Source organism: Agrilactobacillus fermenti (genome assembly GCF_047943045.1).
Classification (GTDB): domain Bacteria; phylum Bacillota; class Bacilli; order Lactobacillales; family Lactobacillaceae; genus Agrilactobacillus; species Agrilactobacillus fermenti.
The window spans coordinates 1,423,160-1,441,550 of record NZ_CP181347.1; the positions used below are offsets into that span (position 1 = coordinate 1,423,160).

General features: G+C 39.9%; 15 protein-coding genes. 1 reads left to right on the forward strand and 14 read right to left on the reverse strand.

Annotated features, from left to right (window positions below; genetic code table 11):
* Nucleotides 1-186 precede the first annotated feature (186 nt).
* A complete protein-coding gene (gene parC / locus ACNAN0_RS06990; RefSeq protein WP_269073902.1) occupies nt 187-2,691 on the reverse strand; it encodes a DNA topoisomerase IV subunit A in 2,505 nt (834 codons plus the stop codon).
* 9 nt (nt 2,692-2,700) lie between these two features.
* Nucleotides 2,701-4,716 (reverse strand): DNA topoisomerase IV subunit B, encoded by a 2,016-nt coding sequence (gene parE, locus ACNAN0_RS06995; protein WP_230913790.1) that lies wholly within the window; start codon nt 4,714-4,716, stop codon nt 2,701-2,703.
* 139 nt (nt 4,717-4,855) lie between these two features.
* Between parE and plsY the strand changes: the two genes are divergently transcribed.
* Nucleotides 4,856-5,479: a glycerol-3-phosphate 1-O-acyltransferase PlsY gene (plsY, locus tag ACNAN0_RS07000; protein WP_230913789.1), complete on the forward strand. Its 624-nt coding sequence runs from the start codon at nt 4,856-4,858 to the stop codon at nt 5,477-5,479.
* Between the two features lie 92 nt (nt 5,480-5,571).
* On the opposite strand, the gene ACNAN0_RS07005 is transcribed toward plsY, so the two are convergent.
* The 12 genes from ACNAN0_RS07005 to ACNAN0_RS07060 all read right to left on the reverse strand — a co-directional run bounded on the left by ACNAN0_RS07005 (nt 5,572) and on the right by ACNAN0_RS07060 (nt 18,391).
* Nucleotides 5,572-6,453: an aldose 1-epimerase family protein gene (locus ACNAN0_RS07005; RefSeq protein ID WP_230913788.1), complete on the reverse strand. Its 882-nt coding sequence runs from the start codon at nt 6,451-6,453 to the stop codon at nt 5,572-5,574.
* 35 nt (nt 6,454-6,488) lie between these two features.
* A complete protein-coding gene (hslU, locus tag ACNAN0_RS07010; RefSeq protein ID WP_230913787.1) occupies nt 6,489-7,895 on the reverse strand; it encodes an ATP-dependent protease ATPase subunit HslU in 1,407 nt (468 codons plus the stop codon).
* A gap of 8 nt (nt 7,896-7,903) precedes the next feature.
* A complete protein-coding gene (hslV, locus tag ACNAN0_RS07015) occupies nt 7,904-8,434 on the reverse strand; it encodes an ATP-dependent protease subunit HslV (protein ID WP_230913786.1) in 531 nt (176 codons plus the stop codon).
* 35 nt (nt 8,435-8,469) lie between these two features.
* Nucleotides 8,470-9,375: a tyrosine recombinase XerC gene (locus ACNAN0_RS07020; protein ID WP_230913785.1), complete on the reverse strand. Its 906-nt coding sequence runs from the start codon at nt 9,373-9,375 to the stop codon at nt 8,470-8,472.
* Nucleotides 9,376-9,438: 63 nt separating this feature from the next.
* Nucleotides 9,439-10,770 (reverse strand): methylenetetrahydrofolate--tRNA-(uracil(54)-C(5))-methyltransferase (FADH(2)-oxidizing) TrmFO, encoded by a 1,332-nt coding sequence (trmFO, locus tag ACNAN0_RS07025; protein WP_230913784.1) that lies wholly within the window; start codon nt 10,768-10,770, stop codon nt 9,439-9,441.
* 166 nt (nt 10,771-10,936) lie between these two features.
* Nucleotides 10,937-13,009 (reverse strand): type I DNA topoisomerase, encoded by a 2,073-nt coding sequence (topA, locus tag ACNAN0_RS07030; RefSeq protein WP_416352963.1) that lies wholly within the window; start codon nt 13,007-13,009, stop codon nt 10,937-10,939.
* 119 nt (nt 13,010-13,128) lie between these two features.
* Nucleotides 13,129-13,992: a DNA-processing protein DprA gene (gene dprA / locus ACNAN0_RS07035; protein WP_230913782.1), complete on the reverse strand. Its 864-nt coding sequence runs from the start codon at nt 13,990-13,992 to the stop codon at nt 13,129-13,131.
* A gap of 47 nt (nt 13,993-14,039) precedes the next feature.
* Nucleotides 14,040-14,825 (reverse strand): ribonuclease HII, encoded by a 786-nt coding sequence (locus ACNAN0_RS07040; RefSeq protein WP_230913781.1) that lies wholly within the window; start codon nt 14,823-14,825, stop codon nt 14,040-14,042.
* Nucleotides 14,818-15,690, reverse strand: a complete 873-nt coding sequence (gene ylqF / locus ACNAN0_RS07045; protein ID WP_230913780.1) for a ribosome biogenesis GTPase YlqF — start codon at nt 15,688-15,690, stop codon at nt 14,818-14,820. Before ylqF ends, ACNAN0_RS07040 begins: the two co-directional genes overlap by 8 nt.
* A gap of 381 nt (nt 15,691-16,071) precedes the next feature.
* Complete coding sequence (locus tag ACNAN0_RS07050; RefSeq protein WP_416352964.1) at nt 16,072-17,541, reverse strand: S41 family peptidase; 1,470 nt, start codon at nt 17,539-17,541, stop codon at nt 16,072-16,074.
* Between the two features lie 17 nt (nt 17,542-17,558).
* Nucleotides 17,559-17,783: a YozE family protein gene (locus tag ACNAN0_RS07055; RefSeq protein ID WP_230913778.1), complete on the reverse strand. Its 225-nt coding sequence runs from the start codon at nt 17,781-17,783 to the stop codon at nt 17,559-17,561.
* A gap of 14 nt (nt 17,784-17,797) precedes the next feature.
* On the reverse strand, nt 17,798-18,391 hold the full coding sequence (locus ACNAN0_RS07060; RefSeq protein ID WP_230913777.1) for a YpmS family protein: 594 nt from the start codon (nt 18,389-18,391) through the stop codon (nt 17,798-17,800).

Here is an 18,391-nt window from a genome sequence, read left to right on the forward strand (position 1 = left end):
ACAGAATAAAAAATAAGTCGTCTTTGTTCTGTTTTTCACAGTTATATTCAAAATAAATTTCTTTATAGCATTAAATTCCCTCCAATTATTATACACAACAAAAAACATCAATAACTACCCGGTCGAATTTAACCTAGTAATCTTGATGTCTTCGCTAGTTTTATTTTAATAACACCTTATATTATTTTATTTACTATCTTTATCTGCTGACTCTGTTTCCAATAAATTATACTGAATATCTATATGCGCTGGTACGCCTTGTGTCTCGGTATCTAAAATGAATGACCCATTAGAGTAACGATCACCAAAACTATGTTTTTTCGGATCAATAGTCACTTCTGTTTGTGTGTCTGTTGTTAAGACGATTTTTTCAATTTGCTGCCCACTCTGTTTTGGTTCAGTAAAAATTCGGAATATCCGGTGTGGATTTCGCTTGAGTTCATGTAAAATCAACAACCCTCGACGTGCGCGATTGGATACCGGCAACTCTGATAGGTGCATTTGTTTGTAAGCACCCCGCTGGGTTAACACGCCTAAATCGTCTTGAGGGTCAAATACTAGTGTGTAAGCAGCCACAAAGTCATCGTCTTTCAAGTCCACTGCTTTAACACCAGCAGCTTTAGCCCCAACTTCTGGTACCTCTGACAAAGGATATCGTAGACCATAGCCTTTATAGGTTGCGACAACAACATCAGTGTGTAAAACGTCAATAGCGTCTATTTGAGCTACTAATAAAACTTCATCTTGGATATCTTTAAGTTTGACAGCCATCTGCGGCTTCGATTTATACGTTCGATTTGGCTGCAAATTTGCTAAAGTGACTTGCTTAATTTGTCCCAATTTTGTCGCAAAAATAAAGTTGAGTGGCTCTTTTAAAGTATTGATAACTTTGGCAGCTATAATCACTTCATCCACATCTAATCCCACACTCTGAGAAACGTGCTCGCCCACTTCTTTCCAGCGAACCTCGGTGATCTCATGAATCGGTCGATAAATAAGATTACCCTTATTGGTAAACATAAATAGGTGCTGCAAGGTCCGCGCAGTCGTATTTAAAACGAAGTAGTCACCCTCACGCACGCCATTATCTTTAGCATCTTTGCCACCCTTAGAAGCCTGAAATGAGCGAATACTGCTACGTTTATAATACCCATCTTTGGTAACCGCTACTCGAACCTCTTCATCGGCAACAACGACGCGTGTACTGATCTTTATTGTTTCGATTTCTTTTTGAATCGTTGTTAGCCGTGGCGAAGCATAAGCTTTTTTGACGGCTAATGCCTCTTTTTTAATCAATTTGGCTAATACTTTAGGATTCTGTAAAATCTCTTGATAGTCATTGATTGACTTAGAAAGTGCCTCATTTTCTTGACGCAATTCAGTGACATCCGTATTAGTTAAGCGGTATAACTGCAAGATCACAATTGCTTCCGCTTGTTTTTCAGTAAATTGGAATTGATGAATCAAGTTTAATTTAGCATCTTTCTTATTTTTACTGCTACGAATAACTTGAATCACTTGATCTAGGATTGATAAGGCCTTGATCAAACCTTCAACAATGTGCTGTCGATCTTGGGCTTTCTTTAAATTAAATTTGGTCCGTCTAGTCACCACATCTTGTTGATGCGCTAAATAGCTCTGTAAAATTTCAACTAACCCAACTTGCTTTGGACGCATATCAGCAATGGCGACAACGTTAAAATTGTAAGTAATTTGTAAATCAGTATTCTTATACAGATAATTCAAAATACCTTTGGCATCAGCATCTTTTTTTAATTCGATCACAATAGATAGGCCCATTCGGTCACTTTCATCACGAACTTCAGCAATGCCATCGACTTTTTTAAGCAAACGCATCTCATCAATGCGTTTAACTAATTGGGCTTTATTGACTTCATATGGAATCTCAGTGATCACAATTTGAGCTTTATGTCCACGCAAGGGTTCAATATTGGTTTTAGCTCGCAACACTGCCTTGCCTCGACCAGTTTGATAGGCTTCTTTAATACCAGCTAAACCTTGTAAAATACCACCCGTTGGAAAATCTGGGCCTTTGATAAACTGCATCAAGTCATCTAAAGTCGCTGCAGGATGGTCAACTAAATAGACCATTGCATCAATAACTTCTCCCAAGTTATGGGGGGGTATTTCAGTGGCATAACCTGCCGAAATACCCGTAGCACCATTAACTAACAAATTGGGAAAACGAGCCGGTAATACCGTTGGTTCTTGTTCTGTGTCGTCAAAGTTCAAGACCATGTCAACGGTATCTTTATCAATATCCCGTAATAATTCAGCTGAAATCTTACTTAACCTTGCTTCGGTATAACGCATGGCAGCTGGTGGATCACCGTCCATCGAACCATTATTACCGTGCATTTCAATTAATGGTTCGCGCAATTTCCAATTCTGGCTTAACCGAACCATCGCATCATAAATTGAACTATCTCCATGGGGATGAAAATTACCCATAATATTACCCACGGATTTAGCTGATTTCCGAAATGGTTTATCAGAGGTGTTGCCGTCCAAATACATGGCATAAAGAATTCGCCGTTGAACTGGTTTTAAGCCATCTCGAATATCTGGTAAGGCACGTTCTTGAATAATATATTTTGAATAGCGTCCAAATCGATCGCCCATAACTTCTTCTAAAGATAATTCTTGAATTTTTTGTGCTGCTTTAGCCAACTATTTCACTCACTTCTTTTGTTGATCTAATTGTTCCAATAAATGTTCATTATCTGCATGCCGATTGACTTCTGTCTCAGCGGCGACATTATGATCCAAGATACTGCCATCTTCTTCCAGAGAAAAGCGAACATTGTCTTCGATCCATCGCCGTCGAGGTGCCACTTTATCACCCATTAATGTGGTCACACGACGCTCTGCTAATTGAGCATCATTAATTTTAACTCGAATCAATGTTCGTGACTCAGGGTTCATTGTGGTGTCCCAAAGCTGGTCGGCATTCATTTCACCCAAACCTTTGAATCGTTGCAGACTGTAGCCACGCCCCATTTGCTTGATCTCATGTTCTAACTCTTCATCTGTCCACGCATAAACAATTTTAGTCTTATGTCCTTGTCCCTTTTGTAATTTGTACAATGGTGGTAAAGCAATATAAACACGACCATCCTCGATAAGCGGTCGCATATAGCGATAAAAGAATGTTAATAGCAAAATTTGAATGTGAGCACCGTCTGTATCTGCATCAGTCATAATAATGATCTTGTCGTAATTAGCGTCTGCCAATGTGAATTCAGGACCAACCCCAGCTCCGACGGTATGGATCATTGTATTGATTTCTTCATTATTTAAAATATCAGCAAGCTTTGCTTTTTGGGTATTCAAGACTTTCCCACGTAAAGGTAAAATTGCCTGAAATTTACGATCGCGGCCAGACTTAGCCGAACCACCGGCAGAATCACCCTCCACTAGATATAATTCATTACGACTCGCATCTTTGGACTGGGCTGGCGTTAACTTACCTGATAAGAGACTCTCACCCTTTTTTCGGCGTTTCCCATTTCGGCTCTCTTCCCGCGCTTTACGGGCTGCTTCACGTGCATCTCGAGCTTTAATGGCTTTTTTGACGAGCATTTGGCCGAAATCACCGTTCTCCATCAAATAATAGCTCATTTGTTCGGAAATGATCGTGTCCGTTGCCGTCCGAGCTTGTGGTGTACCTAGCTTACCCTTTGTTTGACCTTCAAATTGTAAGATTTCTTCGGGAATCCTAATTGACAAAACACCTGATAGACCTTCACGAACATCCGAGCCTTCTAAATTTTTGTCGCGCTCTTTAAGTAAATTAACTTTACGAGCATAATCGTTAAATGCCTTCGTCAGACCCGATTTCATCCCGGCTTCATGAGTGCCGCCGTCACCGGTCCGAACGTTATTCACGAAAGAGATAATATTTTCTGAATAACCATCATTATATTGGCCGGCGAATTCAATTTCCATGCCATCTTTTTGGCCTTCAAAGTAAAAAACTTTTCCAAGAGTATCTTTATCTTCATTTAGATAATTTACAAAAGCTTTAATACCATCTTCGTAGTGATAGACTTCAGCCTTATCAGTGCGTTCATCCGTAAGTGTGATCTTTACACCCTTTAAAAGAAAAGCAGATTCTCGTAAGCGTTCCGATAACGTATCAAAGCTAAAGTTAGTTGTTGTAAAAATTTCAGCATCTGGTTTAAATGTAATAGTTGTCCCATTAGGTGCATTAACTTTACCTAATTTTTTCAATGTTCCGACTGGATGGCCGCCATTTTCAAAACGTTCTTCAAAAGCCTGTTTATCACGCACTACGCGAACCGTCAGCCATTCAGATAAAGCATTGACAACAGAAGCCCCAACACCATGTAATCCACCAGAAGTTTTGTAAGTATTTTGCGTAAATTTACCACCCGCATGTAAAACCGTTAAAATCACTTCGATGGTGGGTACACCAGATTTGTGCATTCCCGTCGGCATACCGCGGCCGAAATCTTGGACTGTCAAACTACCATCCTTATGAATCGTTACGTTGATCTCATTACCAAAACCGGCGAGAGCTTCATCAACTGAGTTATCAACGATCTCATAAACCAAGTGGTGTAGGCCGCGGACATCTGTCGATCCAATATACATCCCGGGCCGTTTGCGGACAGCTTCAAGGCCTTCTAAGACCTGAATGGATTTATCATTATATTCATTGCTCTGAGCCATTAAATTCTACTCCTTCTCAAAAAGGGAACATATATTCCCGTAACATTAATAGCTTACGTAAATATCTTTAAAAATTCAAGTCTAAATTTATTTTCAGAAAAGTACATGCTACAATATAGCAGAACACTAGGAGGTAACGATGAAAATTGCACTGTTGTTTATTCTATCATATTTGTTAGGTTCAATCCCATCGGGTGTGATAATCGGTAAACTTTTCTATCAAAAGGATATTCGCCAGTATGGCAGCGGAAATATTGGTACAACTAATACTTTTCGCGTACTAGGTAAAATACCCGGCACAATTGTTTTAATACTGGATATTTTAAAAGGCACTCTGGGTACATTATTGCCTATTTTCGGCGGCTACCACGCACATTATTTGTTACTGATCTCCGGCATTTTAGCAGTTATTGGCCATTGCTACTCTATTTACTTGAGATTTAGCGGTGGTAAGGCTGTGGCAACAAGCGCTGGCGTTTTATTAGGCTATAATCCCAAATTCTTTTTGATCGCTATTTTAATTTTTTTAATTATTGTTTTGCTTAGCAGCATGGTTTCTGTTGCTAGTATTGTGGGCTCGGTTTTTGTTGTATTAACGTCATTATTGTTTAAAGACTATCTAATGACCGGCTTTCTTGCTTTATTAGCCGCTTTATTGATTTATCGGCATCGAGCTAACATCATTCGAATCAAAAATGGTAACGAAAGCATTGTCCCCTTTGGTCTAGTTTACCTATTAAGAAAACGTCATAGTGAACCTTGACTTGAATAAAGCATATCAAAATAAAGAAGCTGATCTAAGGTGTGGCTACCTTAAACTTATCAGCTTCTTTATTTATATCATTCTAATTATTTTCAAAATAAAGCAATGCGATAACGAGCAGTATAGTGCTCGTGCGGTGTTAATTTTCGAATCCCAACTTTATGCGTCAAATCGCCATCACTATTCACGCCGTCAGCAATGCCCCACCAAGGTTCAATACAAACAAAATCACCTTGCGTAGGGTACGCTGACCACACACCAACATAGGGGCCCTCGTTAACCATCAACTCCAAATAATGCTCGGATTGCTCCGTTTTAATCCGGAAAGTATCTCCCTTGCCCAATAATTCATAAATTAGCGCATCATCTTTGAATAAATCATGCGATAAAGCAATATCAGCATCCGTCGCAGCCAAGGTACGTGCTGAAAAATCGATCAAACCAGAAGCACCTAATGGTACTCGAATTCGAGATTTACGAGGTGAAAAATTCAAAAAATAATCCGTAAATTTAGTATCGGCTATAAAAGGGACTTTAAACCCGGGATGACCACCAACTGAATAATACAGTAAAGCATCATCGCTCGGGTTCTCAACCCGATAGCGTACCTTCAATAAGTTGTTGATCAGTGCATAGCGGATCGTTAGTTTAAAAGCAAATGGATACATTTTTCGAGTTTCAGCATTATCACGTAATTCAAAAATGATTTCTGTATCAGATTTAGCAACAATTTCAAAATCTTGATCGCGGGCAAAGCCATGCTGTGTCATATGATAAGTTTGTCCTTGATAAGTATACTGATCATCTTTTAACTTACCAACAATTGGAAAAAGCACTGGCGCTTTTCGGCCCCATATTTTAGGGTCACCTTGCCATAGATGTTCTATCTCTGCTGTTTTATTCCATAAACTCTGTAATTCCGCACCGTGTTCACTAACCTCAGCACGAATGAAATCATTTTCGATCGTGACCATACAAACCCCTCCGAAACATTAACAACACGTTTACTTTAAAGAATATAACGCGTCATATCTTTATTCTTGATAATATCACCAATTCGATCATCAACATACTTTTCAGTAATTGTAATGTCACCCATTTGCATATCAGGGCCCTCAAACAACACTTCTTCAAGAAGTTTTTCAAGAATTGTTGCCAAGCGACGTGCCCCAATATTGTCCGTCCCATGATTGACTTCAAATGCCGTAGCGGCAATTTTTTGAACAGCTTCTTTGGTGAAGGTCAACTTAACACCATCTACGCCTGTTAATGCCATATATTGTTTTAATAAGGCATTATCTGGTTCAGTTAAGATTCGGACAAAGTCAGCTTCTGTTAAATCATTTAATTCAACTCGAATTGGGAAACGGCCCTGTAATTCGGCAATTAAATCGCTTGGTTTAGATTCCGCAAAAGCGCCAGAAGCAATAAACAGAATATGATCGGTATTGATGGCACCATATTTCGTACTGATCTGAGAACCCTCCACGATTGGCAAAATGTCCCGTTGGACACCTTCACGTGAAACTTCACCAGAACTTTGTTTTTGTCCAGCAGTAATTTTATCGATTTCATCAATAAAAATAATTCCTGAAGCTTCTGCACGCTCAATCGCATCTTGATAAATATCATCGTGATTGACTAATTTATCAGCCTCTTGCTGAATCAAAATCTCTCGAGCCTCTTTAACTGGCAATGTTCGTTGAATTTGACGTTTCGGCATCATTGAGCCCAACATGTCACCCATATCTACGCCCATTTGCCCCATCATATCATTCATCGGACTAACTTTTTTAGGCTCATCCATGGTAATCGTAACATCACGATCTTCTAACAATCCCTTGTCCAATTGTTCTTTAACGGATAAGCGCTGATCGCGAATCTCATCAGTAACTTCTTCTTCAGGTTCTTGCGGCACTTGTTCATTACCCGATTGCAAGTTATTGAACATATTCATCATTTCTTGAAAGCCGTTTTGACGTTGTTCTTTTTTAATGCCGGGTACGAGTAATTTCACTAAACGCTTATCGGCTGCAGCTGCAGCAGTGGCACGAACTCTTTTGAACTGAATATCTTCTTCAATACGTACTGCCACATCCACCAAATCACGGACCATAGATTCGACATCTCGGCCGACATAACCGACTTCTGTAAATTTGGTTGCTTCAACCTTAACAAAGGGCGCGTTGACAATTTTAGCCAAACGACGTGCAATCTCAGTTTTACCAACACCGGTTGGGCCGATCATTAAAAGATTTTTAGGGGTGATCTCTTGTTGCATGTCCGCTGGTAACTGCATACGACGATAACGATTATATAAGGCAATAGCAACCGCTTTTTTGGCTTCGTTTTGGCCCACGATGTAATGGTCTAATTCAGCAACTATTTCTTTAGGTGTTTTATTTAATTCGTCCAACTTTTTCACTACTCCTCAAAATCATCCGCGATGACATTATGATTGGTAAAAATATCGATATCAGCAGCAATGTTAATAGCTTCAATAGCAATTTCTTTAGCAGACATGTCTTTAGCATGATGATTCATTGCAATTGCTGCTGCCTGAGCAAAATTGCCACCAGAACCAATAGCCACAACATTATCATCAGGGTCAATCACTTCACCATTACCAGAAATTACCAGCAAATTTTCCTTATCCATCGCGATCATCAAAGCTTCTAATTTTTGTAAGGTGGGATCCTTACGCCAATCTTGTGCCAATTCCACTGCGGAACGTTTTAAATCTCCAGAATAAGACTCTAACTTTTTTTCAAACCAGTCAGTCAACGTAAAAGCATCGGCCACACCACCTGCAAATCCAATGATTACTTGATTATTGTAAATTCGCCGTACCTTTTGCGCCGTACCCTTCATAATAAACTTTTCAGCCATAGTTACTTGACCATCACCTGCAATAGCTGTCTTATTGTCATGTCTTACTGCAACAATTGTTGTCATAATGAACCTCCGTCGTTATTATCGTTAATTTTTATTCAGTCCGTTGCTCGGGGAAAATATTTACGGTAGTCCTTTTGTAGATGCGTCATTGTCACATGCGTATAAATTTGAGTCGTTGCCAAACTTGCATGTCCTAACAACTCTTGAACCGTTCGCATATCTGCACCATTTTCTAACATCTGTGTCGCAAATGTATGCCGAATCATGTGTGGATGGATTCCAGATGTCAACGAGGTATGTTTGATCCGCTGATCTAAAATATATTCTAAACCACGCGTCGTTAAAGGTTGCCCACGTTGATTAATGAAAACAAAGTCATGCGTTGTTTCAAGATTAGCCACTTTACTATCTCTAACAGTTCGATAAGTCAGCAAAGCAGCTTTCGCATATCTTCCAAAGGGCACATAACGATCCTTATTGCCTTTACCGTGGATGAGTACGATCTGATTCTGCCAATCAAGCTGTGGTAAAGTTAATTGAACACATTCACTCGCACGCATACCTGTTGCGTAAAGCAGTTCAATTAAAGCGCGGTCACGCTTGTCCGCAAAAGTTTCTCCTTGAGTAGACTGTAATAATACCATCATTTCTTTGGGATAAAAGAATTCAGGTAAGCGTTTTTGCTTCTTTTTTGTGATGATGCCTGTAAATGGCGTCAGCTGAGTATAATCGTTTTCGTTTAGAAAATGATAAAATGTTCTCAAGCTAGATACCTTACGGGCAATACTATTTGGTGAAAGTTGTTTCTGATCTAATGTTTCTAAATAACTAGTCACGTCTAAACCATCGATTTTTTTGAATGATTTGGCGTGATCATTGATCGTTACAATTTGCATAAATTGTTTAATATCCAGCTGATAAGCCGCTATTGTTTTATCTGAATAATGGCGTTCAAATTGGAGAAAACCAACAAATTTTTCCAGCCAAGATAGTTCAAACATAAAAAGTCCCCCTCAGCTTGTCTAATTAAGCTTACCACAAGCTAAGCGGGGATGAAAAGGACTTCAGACGGATATTGACTGATCTAAATGTACTTGAATAAAGTCATCCAAATGATCCAATGCACGGTTAGCTAAGGCTAAATTACGTTCCTTTTTATCTCGAATCTTCTGCGCGAGTGGTGGCATGATACCAAAGTTAGCATTGATGGGTTGAAAATGCTTGGCAGCTGTATGGGTAATATAATAAGCCATTGCCCCCATCATTGTTTCTTCTGGAAAAATTTGGAGGTCTTTTCCAAGGGCTAAATTAGCAGCATTGATACCGGCAACTAAGCCACTTGCAGTTGATTCAACGTAGCCTTCCACACCTGTCATTTGGCCGGCAAAAAATAGACCAGCTTGTTTTTTAGATTGATAACTTTGCTGTAATACTTCCGGTGACTTCATAAAAGTATTACGATGCATGACCCCATAACGCACAATTTGAACGTTCTCTAACCCTGGAATCATTCGGAAAACACGTTTTTGCTCTCCCCATTTTAGATGGGTTTGAAAACCAACAATATTATATAGGCTCGCAGCGGCATTATCCTGCCGTAATTGAATCACAGCATATGGCCGCTTACCAGTTTTGGGATCCTCCAGACCAACTGGTTTCATGGGCCCAAAGAGCATTGTTTTAATACCGCGCTTAGCCATTACTTCAATCGGCATGCAACCCTCAAAATAGTTTTCTTTTTCAAAGTCATGACTCTCAGCTACTTCCGCATGGATCAAAGCGTCATAGAAAGCTTCAAACTCGGCTTTATCCATTGGACAATTTAGATAAGCAGCTTCGCCCTTGTCATAACGTGATTTTAAGTAAACTTTGTCCCGGTCGATCGTCTGGCCATCTAAGATTGGTGCAGCGGCATCATAAAAGTACAAACCATCTGACCCGTTTAGCGTTTCAATTCTATGGGCTAGACCACTTGCAGTCAACGGACCAGTTGCGACAACAGTGATGCCTTCAGGAAAATCATTTAATTCTTCATTAATAACCTCAATGTTAGGCAAACTTCTTAATTTAGCTGTGATCTCTTGTGAAAAAGGCTCTCGATCAACGGCCAATGCGCCACCAGCAGGGACACTATTATGATCTGCAGACTGCATCACAATGGAGTTCAAATGTCGCATTTCTTCTTTTAATAGACCGGATGCATTACTAATTTGATTTGCGCGCAGTGAGTTGGTACAAACTAACTCCGCAAAATTTCCCGTATGATGGGCTGGCGTCGTTGTTACTGGACGCATTTCATACAATTTAACATTAACGCCACGGCTCGCAATTTGCCAAGCAGCTTCACTACCTGCTAAGCCAGCACCGATAACGTTCACAAAAGGTTTTGCTGTCATACGAATCCCCGCCTAACTCTCTTTTTTTATGAATATATCTCCGTGAAATTATATCATATCAAAAATATTTAGAGAATGCATGCGATTACAAATATACTTTTTTAAGTAAAAAAACTAACCTTAGGCTAGATCACCTAACATTAGTTCGTTGTTGATACTGATTTGATTATTTTTGTAATTGCTCTTCGTAATCCCCATTTGGACAGAGGACTTGATGCCCACCTTTAACTTTCTTATCTACCAAGAAGTGCCCACATTTTGGACAATCACGCCCAACCGGTTTATCCCATGATACAAAATCACAATCGGGATAGCGGGAGCAGCCATAAAAAATCCGGTTTTTCTTAGACTTACGTTCAATAACCTGACCTTCATGGCATTTAGGACAAATCACACCGATTTCCTTGGTAATCGCTTTAGTATTCCGACAATCTGGAAAACGGCTGCAGGCATAAAATTTACCATAGCGGCCCATCTTGATCACCATCGGTGCGCCACAGATATCACAGTCAAAACCCGCTGGTTCATCTTTAATTTGGATTTTTTCAATTTTATCTTCTGCTTGTGCAACTTCTTTAGAAAACGGTTGATAATACTGGTCGACAACTTTGACCCATTGTTGCTGGCCTTCCTCGATCTCGTCCAGTTCATCCTCCAACTTAGCGGTAAAATCAACGTTAACGATGTCAGGGAAAAAGTCCTCGATCAATTCATCAACGATCTCACCTAATTCTGTCGGTTCAAAACTTTTACCATTCAAACGCACGTAATACCGGCGCTGTATGGTATCAATGGTTGGTGCATAAGTAGATGGCCGCCCAACACCATTTTCTTCCAACGATTTGACAAGACTTGCTTCACTATATCGAGCTGGTGGCTGCGTAAAATGCTGGGCTGGATCAGTTTTGGTCAGCTTGACTTTATCGCCCTCATTTAAATCAGGCAGTTCGTTGTCTTTAGATTCATCTCCTGTTTGGACATATAGCTTTGTAAAACCAGGAAATTTCATTTTTGACCCATTTGCTCTAAAGGTGACTTCATTTTGCATAATAGTTACAGTCATTGTATCTAGAACTGCCGGTGTCATTTGACTGGCAACGAATCTTGACCAAATTAATCGATACAATTTCATTTGGTCTTTGCTCAATACATCTTTCAGACTTTCTGGTGTCCGCATGACGGAGCTTGGTCGAATCGCTTCATGGGCATCTTGTGCCCCTTCAGGATTTTTAGTCTTACGGATTTTCACCGCCGCATAGGCTTCACCATAGGCCTCATGAATATACTGAGAAGCTTCATGTTTCGCTACAGTGGAAATCCGCGTTGAATCTGTCCGCATATAGGTAATTAAACCTACCGTGCCTTGACGGCCGCCCAAGTTGATACCTTCATATAATTGCTGGGCAACCATCATTGTTTTCCGCGTTTTGAAGTTTAATCGTCGATTAGCTTCTTGCTGCAGCGAACTCGTCGTAAAGGGCGCTGCCGGATAACGTTTTCGTTCTCTACGCAAAACCTTAGTAATATCAAAGTCCGCTTTTCGATCGATCTGTCCTAAAATTTCTTGGACAGTGTCATTATTAGGTAAAGCTTTTTTCTTATTTTTCAAGCCGTAAAAAGCAGCTTTAAACTTCTTTTGACCCTTTTTGAATTCACTATCAATCGTCCAATATTCTTCTGGTACAAAGTCTTTAATTGCTTTTTCACGATCTAAAATAAGTTTCAAAGCAATTGACTGGACTCGACCAGCACTTAAGCCTTTTTTAACTTTCTTCCATAGAATAGGACTGATCGAATAGCCTACAAGCCGATCTAAAATTCTCCGAGCTTGCTGCGCATCTACTAAGTTCATATCAATACTGCGTGGTTCTTTAAATGCATTTTTAACAGTGTCTTTAGTAATTTCATTAAAGACGACTCGATTTTTGCCTTTAGGATCTAAGTCTAATAGGTGTGATAAATGCCAAGCAATCGCTTCGCCTTCACGATCTGGATCGGCCGCTAAATAGACATGATCCGCTTTTTTTGCTTCTTTTTTTAATCCCTTGATAACATCGCCCTTGCCACGAATAGAGATATACTTAGGCTCGTAGTTATTTTCAATGTTAACACCCATTTGGCTTTTCGGCAGATCCCGAATATGTCCTAGGCTGGCAACAACTTTATAATTTTTCCCTAAATATTTTTCTATCGTTTTGGCTTTTGAGGGTGATTCTACAATGACCAAATTTTTAGCCATAGGTAAACTCCTCTCTCCTGTGTAACTAAACCGTAACACATCATATGCTATTCAATTTTGATTTGTCAAATCTTACCTATAATAAAAAAGATAGTTTACAAGGACCACACGATACACGCTTAAGGATAATAGGTCAAGTGCGATATGATGTCGGTGCTTTGGTGTACGGGAATGGCCCCTGCAGCTATTAAAGCATTAGCACCAGCGGATAAAGGCGAAAAAATACTCCCGGGCACTGCCAAAACATTACGATTAAATTCCAAAGCTAAATTGGCTGTGATCAAACTGCCGCTTTTTTCTTTAGCTTCGATCACTAATAACGCGTGACTCAAACCCGCGATAATCCGATTCCGCTGGGGAAAATAGTAACGCTTCGGCGCCCATAAATTATCATATTCCGATAATAATAATTGTTCTTTAGCCATTCTTTCCTGCAACGATTGGTTTTGTTTAGGATAATAATAATCTAGTCCGTTACCGATCACACCAGTCGTACTGAAATGATATTGTAAAGCTGTCTCATGCGCCAATCGGTCGATACCCTGTGCTAATCCAGAAATAACATTTATTGGGGATGCCAATGACCGTAGCAAACGCCGCAGTGCTTGCAACCCATATTCTGAATTATTGCGGGCACCAACCACACCCAAAGTTGGCTGCTGTAATTGTGCTAAATTGCCGCGGAAAAACAAAATAACCGGTGGATCATAAATTTCTTTCAACCGCTGAGGGTAATTTCTATCCGTCAATGCTAAAAAATCCTGGCGGTGCAAATGCTGCGCCACACTATCAATGATTTTCGGATCATTTAATTTTGCGGCTAATAATTGTTGCTTCGCAACATTGAAGTGTAAACACTCAGAAATCTCACTTAACGTCATATTTCTTTTAAAAAATTGCTGACTTAGTAAGTGTAATTTATAGAGTTGCAAATTGGTAAAACAATTTGTTAGTTTTAGTAATAAAAGGTAATCTGTTGTCAAAAAAAGAGCCTCCACGTTTTAATTAAATTACGCGAAGACAGCATTTCTTAATGTTTTAAATTACGCACCATTGATTTGATTGGCTCAAATGACTGGCGGTGAATTGGCGTGACACCCCTTTGTGCCAAACCTTGTAAATGTGCTTTGGTACCATAACCCATGTTTTTTTCAAAATCGTAACCTGGGTAAACACGGCCATATAGACCCATCAAATCATCACGAACGACTTTGGCCACAATACTGGCAGCCGCAATACTAATACTGCGTGCATCACCATGAATCAATTTTGTCTGTGGCACATCAACCGGCACATTCATGGCGTCCACCAATAGATGATCTGGCTGTGGTTTTAATTGAGATACCGCCCGGGCCATAGCCACCCGAGTTGCTTCATAAATATTTAGCCGGTCAATCAACTGATTATCTACATAACCGATTCGGACGCTTTTAGCTTGCGCCAAAATCTTAGGATATAAAGCTAGTCTTTTAGCATGACTTAATTGTTTAGAATCATTAACTTCATATAGGTCAAAACTGGGCATTAACTCAAGCGCACATGTGACCACCGGACCAGCTAATGGCCCTCGACCAACTTCGTCAATACCAGCCACGATTTGACCTTGTCGCCAAAAGCTTTGTTCCAATTGCGTGCGTTTCAGAAATTCGGTATATTGCAAAGCTGCTTTCTCTTGCTGCTGTTGATATTGCTTCAATGCAGCTTGAACGCCCTTGCGGGGATCATTGCGTAACATTTTTAGCACTTCAGGCGTTAGTGTGTGCCCTTTTAAATGGGCCTTAATCGCTTGCACTGATTGCTGCTGCCAGTCAATCATCTGTTGGCACCTCAGTTTCAGACGTTGGCGTCGGTATAACGTCCAATGTAACGCCACCGAAACGCCCTTTACGTAAATCATTGATCATTTTTTCAGAAAATTGATCATAATCATCTTTAAACCCATTTTTCTTTGTAAGTGTCAATAATAGGCCAGCATTGTCGCGCTCAAAATCAGCTGCCTGCAAATGATAGGTTTGCTGTAATTGGGCTTGATAACGTTGCCGCAAAAGATCCAACCCAAACAAAGCCACATCGTCAGCATGAAAAATACTATCTTTAATCGAGCCTAACAAAGCCAATTTCATCCCAGTATCAGGATCCTCAAATTTGGGCCAAAGAATCCCTGGCGTATCAAGTACTTCAAAACTATCACTGACTTTAAGCCACTGCTGATTTTTAGTCACTCCAGGTTTATTCCCGGTCTTGGCAATATTTTTTTGGACTAAACGATTCAAAACTGTCGATTTTCCGACGTTAGGAATACCAATACACATGGCGCGTAATTTAACGATTTTTAAGCCCTTTGCTTGTTGCCGGGTAATTTTTGTTGCCAAGATCTGTCGCACTGTTTTTTCAATTTGTGGCAGCCTGGACTTGTGCTGCGCATCGATGGCAATAGCTGGTAAATCATGCTTTTGATAATAGTCTAACCAAGCGGCTGTTTGCTTTTTATCGGCCAAATCAGCTTTATTCAAAACTAACAACCTGGGCTTGTCTGCTATGATTTCATCCATCATTGGGTTTCGGGAACTTTCCGGGATACGCGCATCAACAATTTCCAATACGATATCTACTAATTTTAATTTTTCCTGCACTTGATTACGTGCCTTTGCCATGTGGCCGGGGAACCATTGAATTGTCATGTTTGCAACTTCCTTATATATTAATATATTTATTCAACGAAACATTTTACGAACGTATAAATTTAAGACGTCGTAAAACATTATCTGTGAATCCTGCATGATATGCAAGTATATGTGGATTATGATTTACATTCTAATACATTCTAAATATTTTCAAAAAGGGGGCCGGGACAAAACTAATGTTTTGTCTACGGCCCCGATTATTTCACGAACGATTGTATCTTAAACGTGTTCCAAAAGGCAACAACCTCACTCAACGACGAATGACTCAAATGGAAAGTCCACCATTTTTCGTAATTCTTGTTGGTGCTCAGGCGCTGGACGCCTTTTGTCCCACTCTCCTTCTATCACATTAAAAGTGTTATTAAATTAGCTTAACTCTCATTTCAGCTTTGCAGTTAGTGTTGCTATTGCCTGTTTATAAGCATTATCATTTTTGCCTATCAACTGGCTTAATGCCTCAGTCAAACGCCGATTAGTCGTGGGATCCATTTCACCAGATACTGGTATTTGATAATCGTTTTGGAATTGTTTCACCGCATCCAACGTACTCTGATCATAAACGCCATTTGTTTGGTCCAATGGATAACCTAATGCTTGCAAACTCTTCTGAATTGTAATGATTGTTCGCGAACTATCTCCCGACTTGTACGTTTTTTCAACATCAAAAGTTGATAAATAAGCATAATCTGGATACTTAGCCACAATTGTTGGCCGCACACCCTTCTTGTTGATCCAATGACCATCCGGTGTTAACCAGCGCGCGGTGGTAATTTTCATTTCACTATCATGGCCTAAATCACTAACAGTTTGGACTGTCCCTTTCCCAAAAGAAGTTGTCCCGATGATTTGATCTCCGGCTGACTCTTTCAAAGCACTTGCAAAAATCTCAGAAGCGCTGGCAGAATCTTCATCAACCAGTACGACGGTTGGCTCCGTGACCTTAAACCCATCATCATACGTCTTACCAGCGGTGAATCGTTCAGGCTTACTATCTCGTTGTTGGACTTGCATGATTGTCTGCCCGTTCTTTAAAAACATACTAGCTGAAGCTAAAGCCGTTGGCAAAGTTCCACCAGGATTGCCACGCAAGTCGATTACAAAAGATTTAGCACCTTGAGTACGCAGCTTTTTAATCGTTTGCTTTAATTCTTTAGCCGTTGGTTCAGAGAAAGTGCTGATCTGAATGTTCCCGATTTGTTTATTATCTGAATCAAGCTTACCAGAAACTGTTTTAACTGGAATCTTAGCTCGCGTTAAAGTCACGTCAAATTGCCGGTCGTCACGCTTGAGCGTTAATTTAACTTTAGTTCCGATCTTACCGCGAATTTTACTAACGACTTTAGAAACACCAAGATTTTTAGCTGACTGACCATCGATTGCCAGAATAATATCGCCGGTCTTTAATCCCGCCTTCTTTGCTGGTGTATCTTTGACCGGTGCATCCACGGCCACATAATTGCCAGATTGTTTCACGGAAGCTCCAATACCACCAAAGCTCGCTGAAATAGTCGTATTCAAATCACTGGCATCCTCTTTAGGTAAATACTCAGAAAATTGATCGCCCAAACTTTGAACCATGCCATTGACCGCACCATCGATCAACTTTTCACTATTGACCGGGCGATAATAATTCTGCTTGATGGTTTGATAAACAGTACTGATTTTATTAAAGCCACTGCTGTTCTGGCCAGTTGGCGCCATTAAAGTTCGACTTATTAGAAAAAAGCCTACAATGATCGTTAAAAAGACCCCGATCAAAAAGGCAAGTATCCCTACGAAAATCGGCACAAATCTGGATACCGTCTTCTTTTGCTTTTTTTGGTTATTTTGTTTTGGTTCGTCAGCCAATATATTCGCCTCATCAATTAAAGTTTATTTAATGCTTGATATTCTGTAAAAGCTTGGTCAAAAACAGCCATATTGGGCAGATAATTGCCATTTAATTCTAAATAATCGGAAATCTCATGATAATCCTCTGACTGTTTTGGAAAACTCTGATCAAAAAAAGCACTGTTGGCAAAATGAGCTAATTCATCTTTACCATTTGGATTACGCTGTGTCATTAGCCACTGATAAAAGCTGCGTTTCATCTATTGCTACACCCCTAATCATTGTTGGGAAAGAAAACGTTAAATTCAATTTTATCCTGTTTCAAATCAATCCTTTTAGCAGTGAATTGCATGCCATTCTCCAGCTTAAATTGATTCAATCGTAAATTGATCGTCTGCTTATTTTGATTGACTACGACCCACTTCGGCAGTTTAAAATTATGGGCAATATAGCCCATGACAAAACTTAACGGCAAATCTAGTTGCCCCACAGCTAGACTGCGGGCTTTGAGCTGTACATCACCATTTGTCAGTACATAAGGGTCACACACCAACGAAAAGCTTACTGGCCGACCTAAAAATTCAATCGTACTACGAACTGTGGCGTGATCATCCAACTGAAAGGCGTACTTCATTTTCTGATCTTTTAACTGGTTATTTAAATAATATTTGACAAAACCATTCATTTGCTTTTTATTGAAAGTCACTGAAAAGGCTTCGTTATTTTGAATCAACTGTTCTCGAGCAGGTGGTTGCACTGGCCTCAGGGCTTTAAAAGTCACAAAAAGACCGCCACAAATCAATAAAATGACCAATGTAAAAAATGCAATCATCCAAAAATTATGCCGCCGCGGTTGTTTTACGCTCAT

Bases quoted from the DNA above. Each gene is read 5' to 3' on its own strand.
- ACNAN0_RS07060 (WP_230913777.1), bottom strand. From the start codon at position 18,391: ATGAGCGTAAAACAACCGCGGCGGCATAATTTTTGGATGATTGCATTT.
- ACNAN0_RS07020 (WP_230913785.1), bottom strand. From the start codon at position 9,375: ATGTTTGAACTATCTTGGCTGGAAAAATTTGTTGGTTTTCTCCAATTT.
- ACNAN0_RS07040 (WP_230913781.1), bottom strand. From the start codon at position 14,825: ATGATTGACTGGCAGCAGCAATCAGTGCAAGCGATTAAGGCCCATTTA.
- ACNAN0_RS07005 (WP_230913788.1), bottom strand. From the start codon at position 6,453: ATGGTCACGATCGAAAATGATTTCATTCGTGCTGAGGTTAGTGAACAC.
- ACNAN0_RS07055 (WP_230913778.1), bottom strand. From the start codon at position 17,783: ATGAAACGCAGCTTTTATCAGTGGCTAATGACACAGCGTAATCCAAAT.
- parE (WP_230913790.1), bottom strand. From the start codon at position 4,716: ATGGCTCAGAGCAATGAATATAATGATAAATCCATTCAGGTCTTAGAA.
- trmFO (WP_230913784.1), bottom strand. From the start codon at position 10,770: ATGACAGCAAAACCTTTTGTGAACGTTATCGGTGCTGGCTTAGCAGGT.
- topA (WP_416352963.1), bottom strand. From the start codon at position 13,009: ATGGCTAAAAATTTGGTCATTGTAGAATCACCCTCAAAAGCCAAAACG.
- plsY (WP_230913789.1), top strand. From the start codon at position 4,856: ATGAAAATTGCACTGTTGTTTATTCTATCATATTTGTTAGGTTCAATC.
- ylqF (WP_230913780.1), bottom strand. From the start codon at position 15,690: ATGACAATTCAATGGTTCCCCGGCCACATGGCAAAGGCACGTAATCAA.
- hslV (WP_230913786.1), bottom strand. From the start codon at position 8,434: ATGACAACAATTGTTGCAGTAAGACATGACAATAAGACAGCTATTGCA.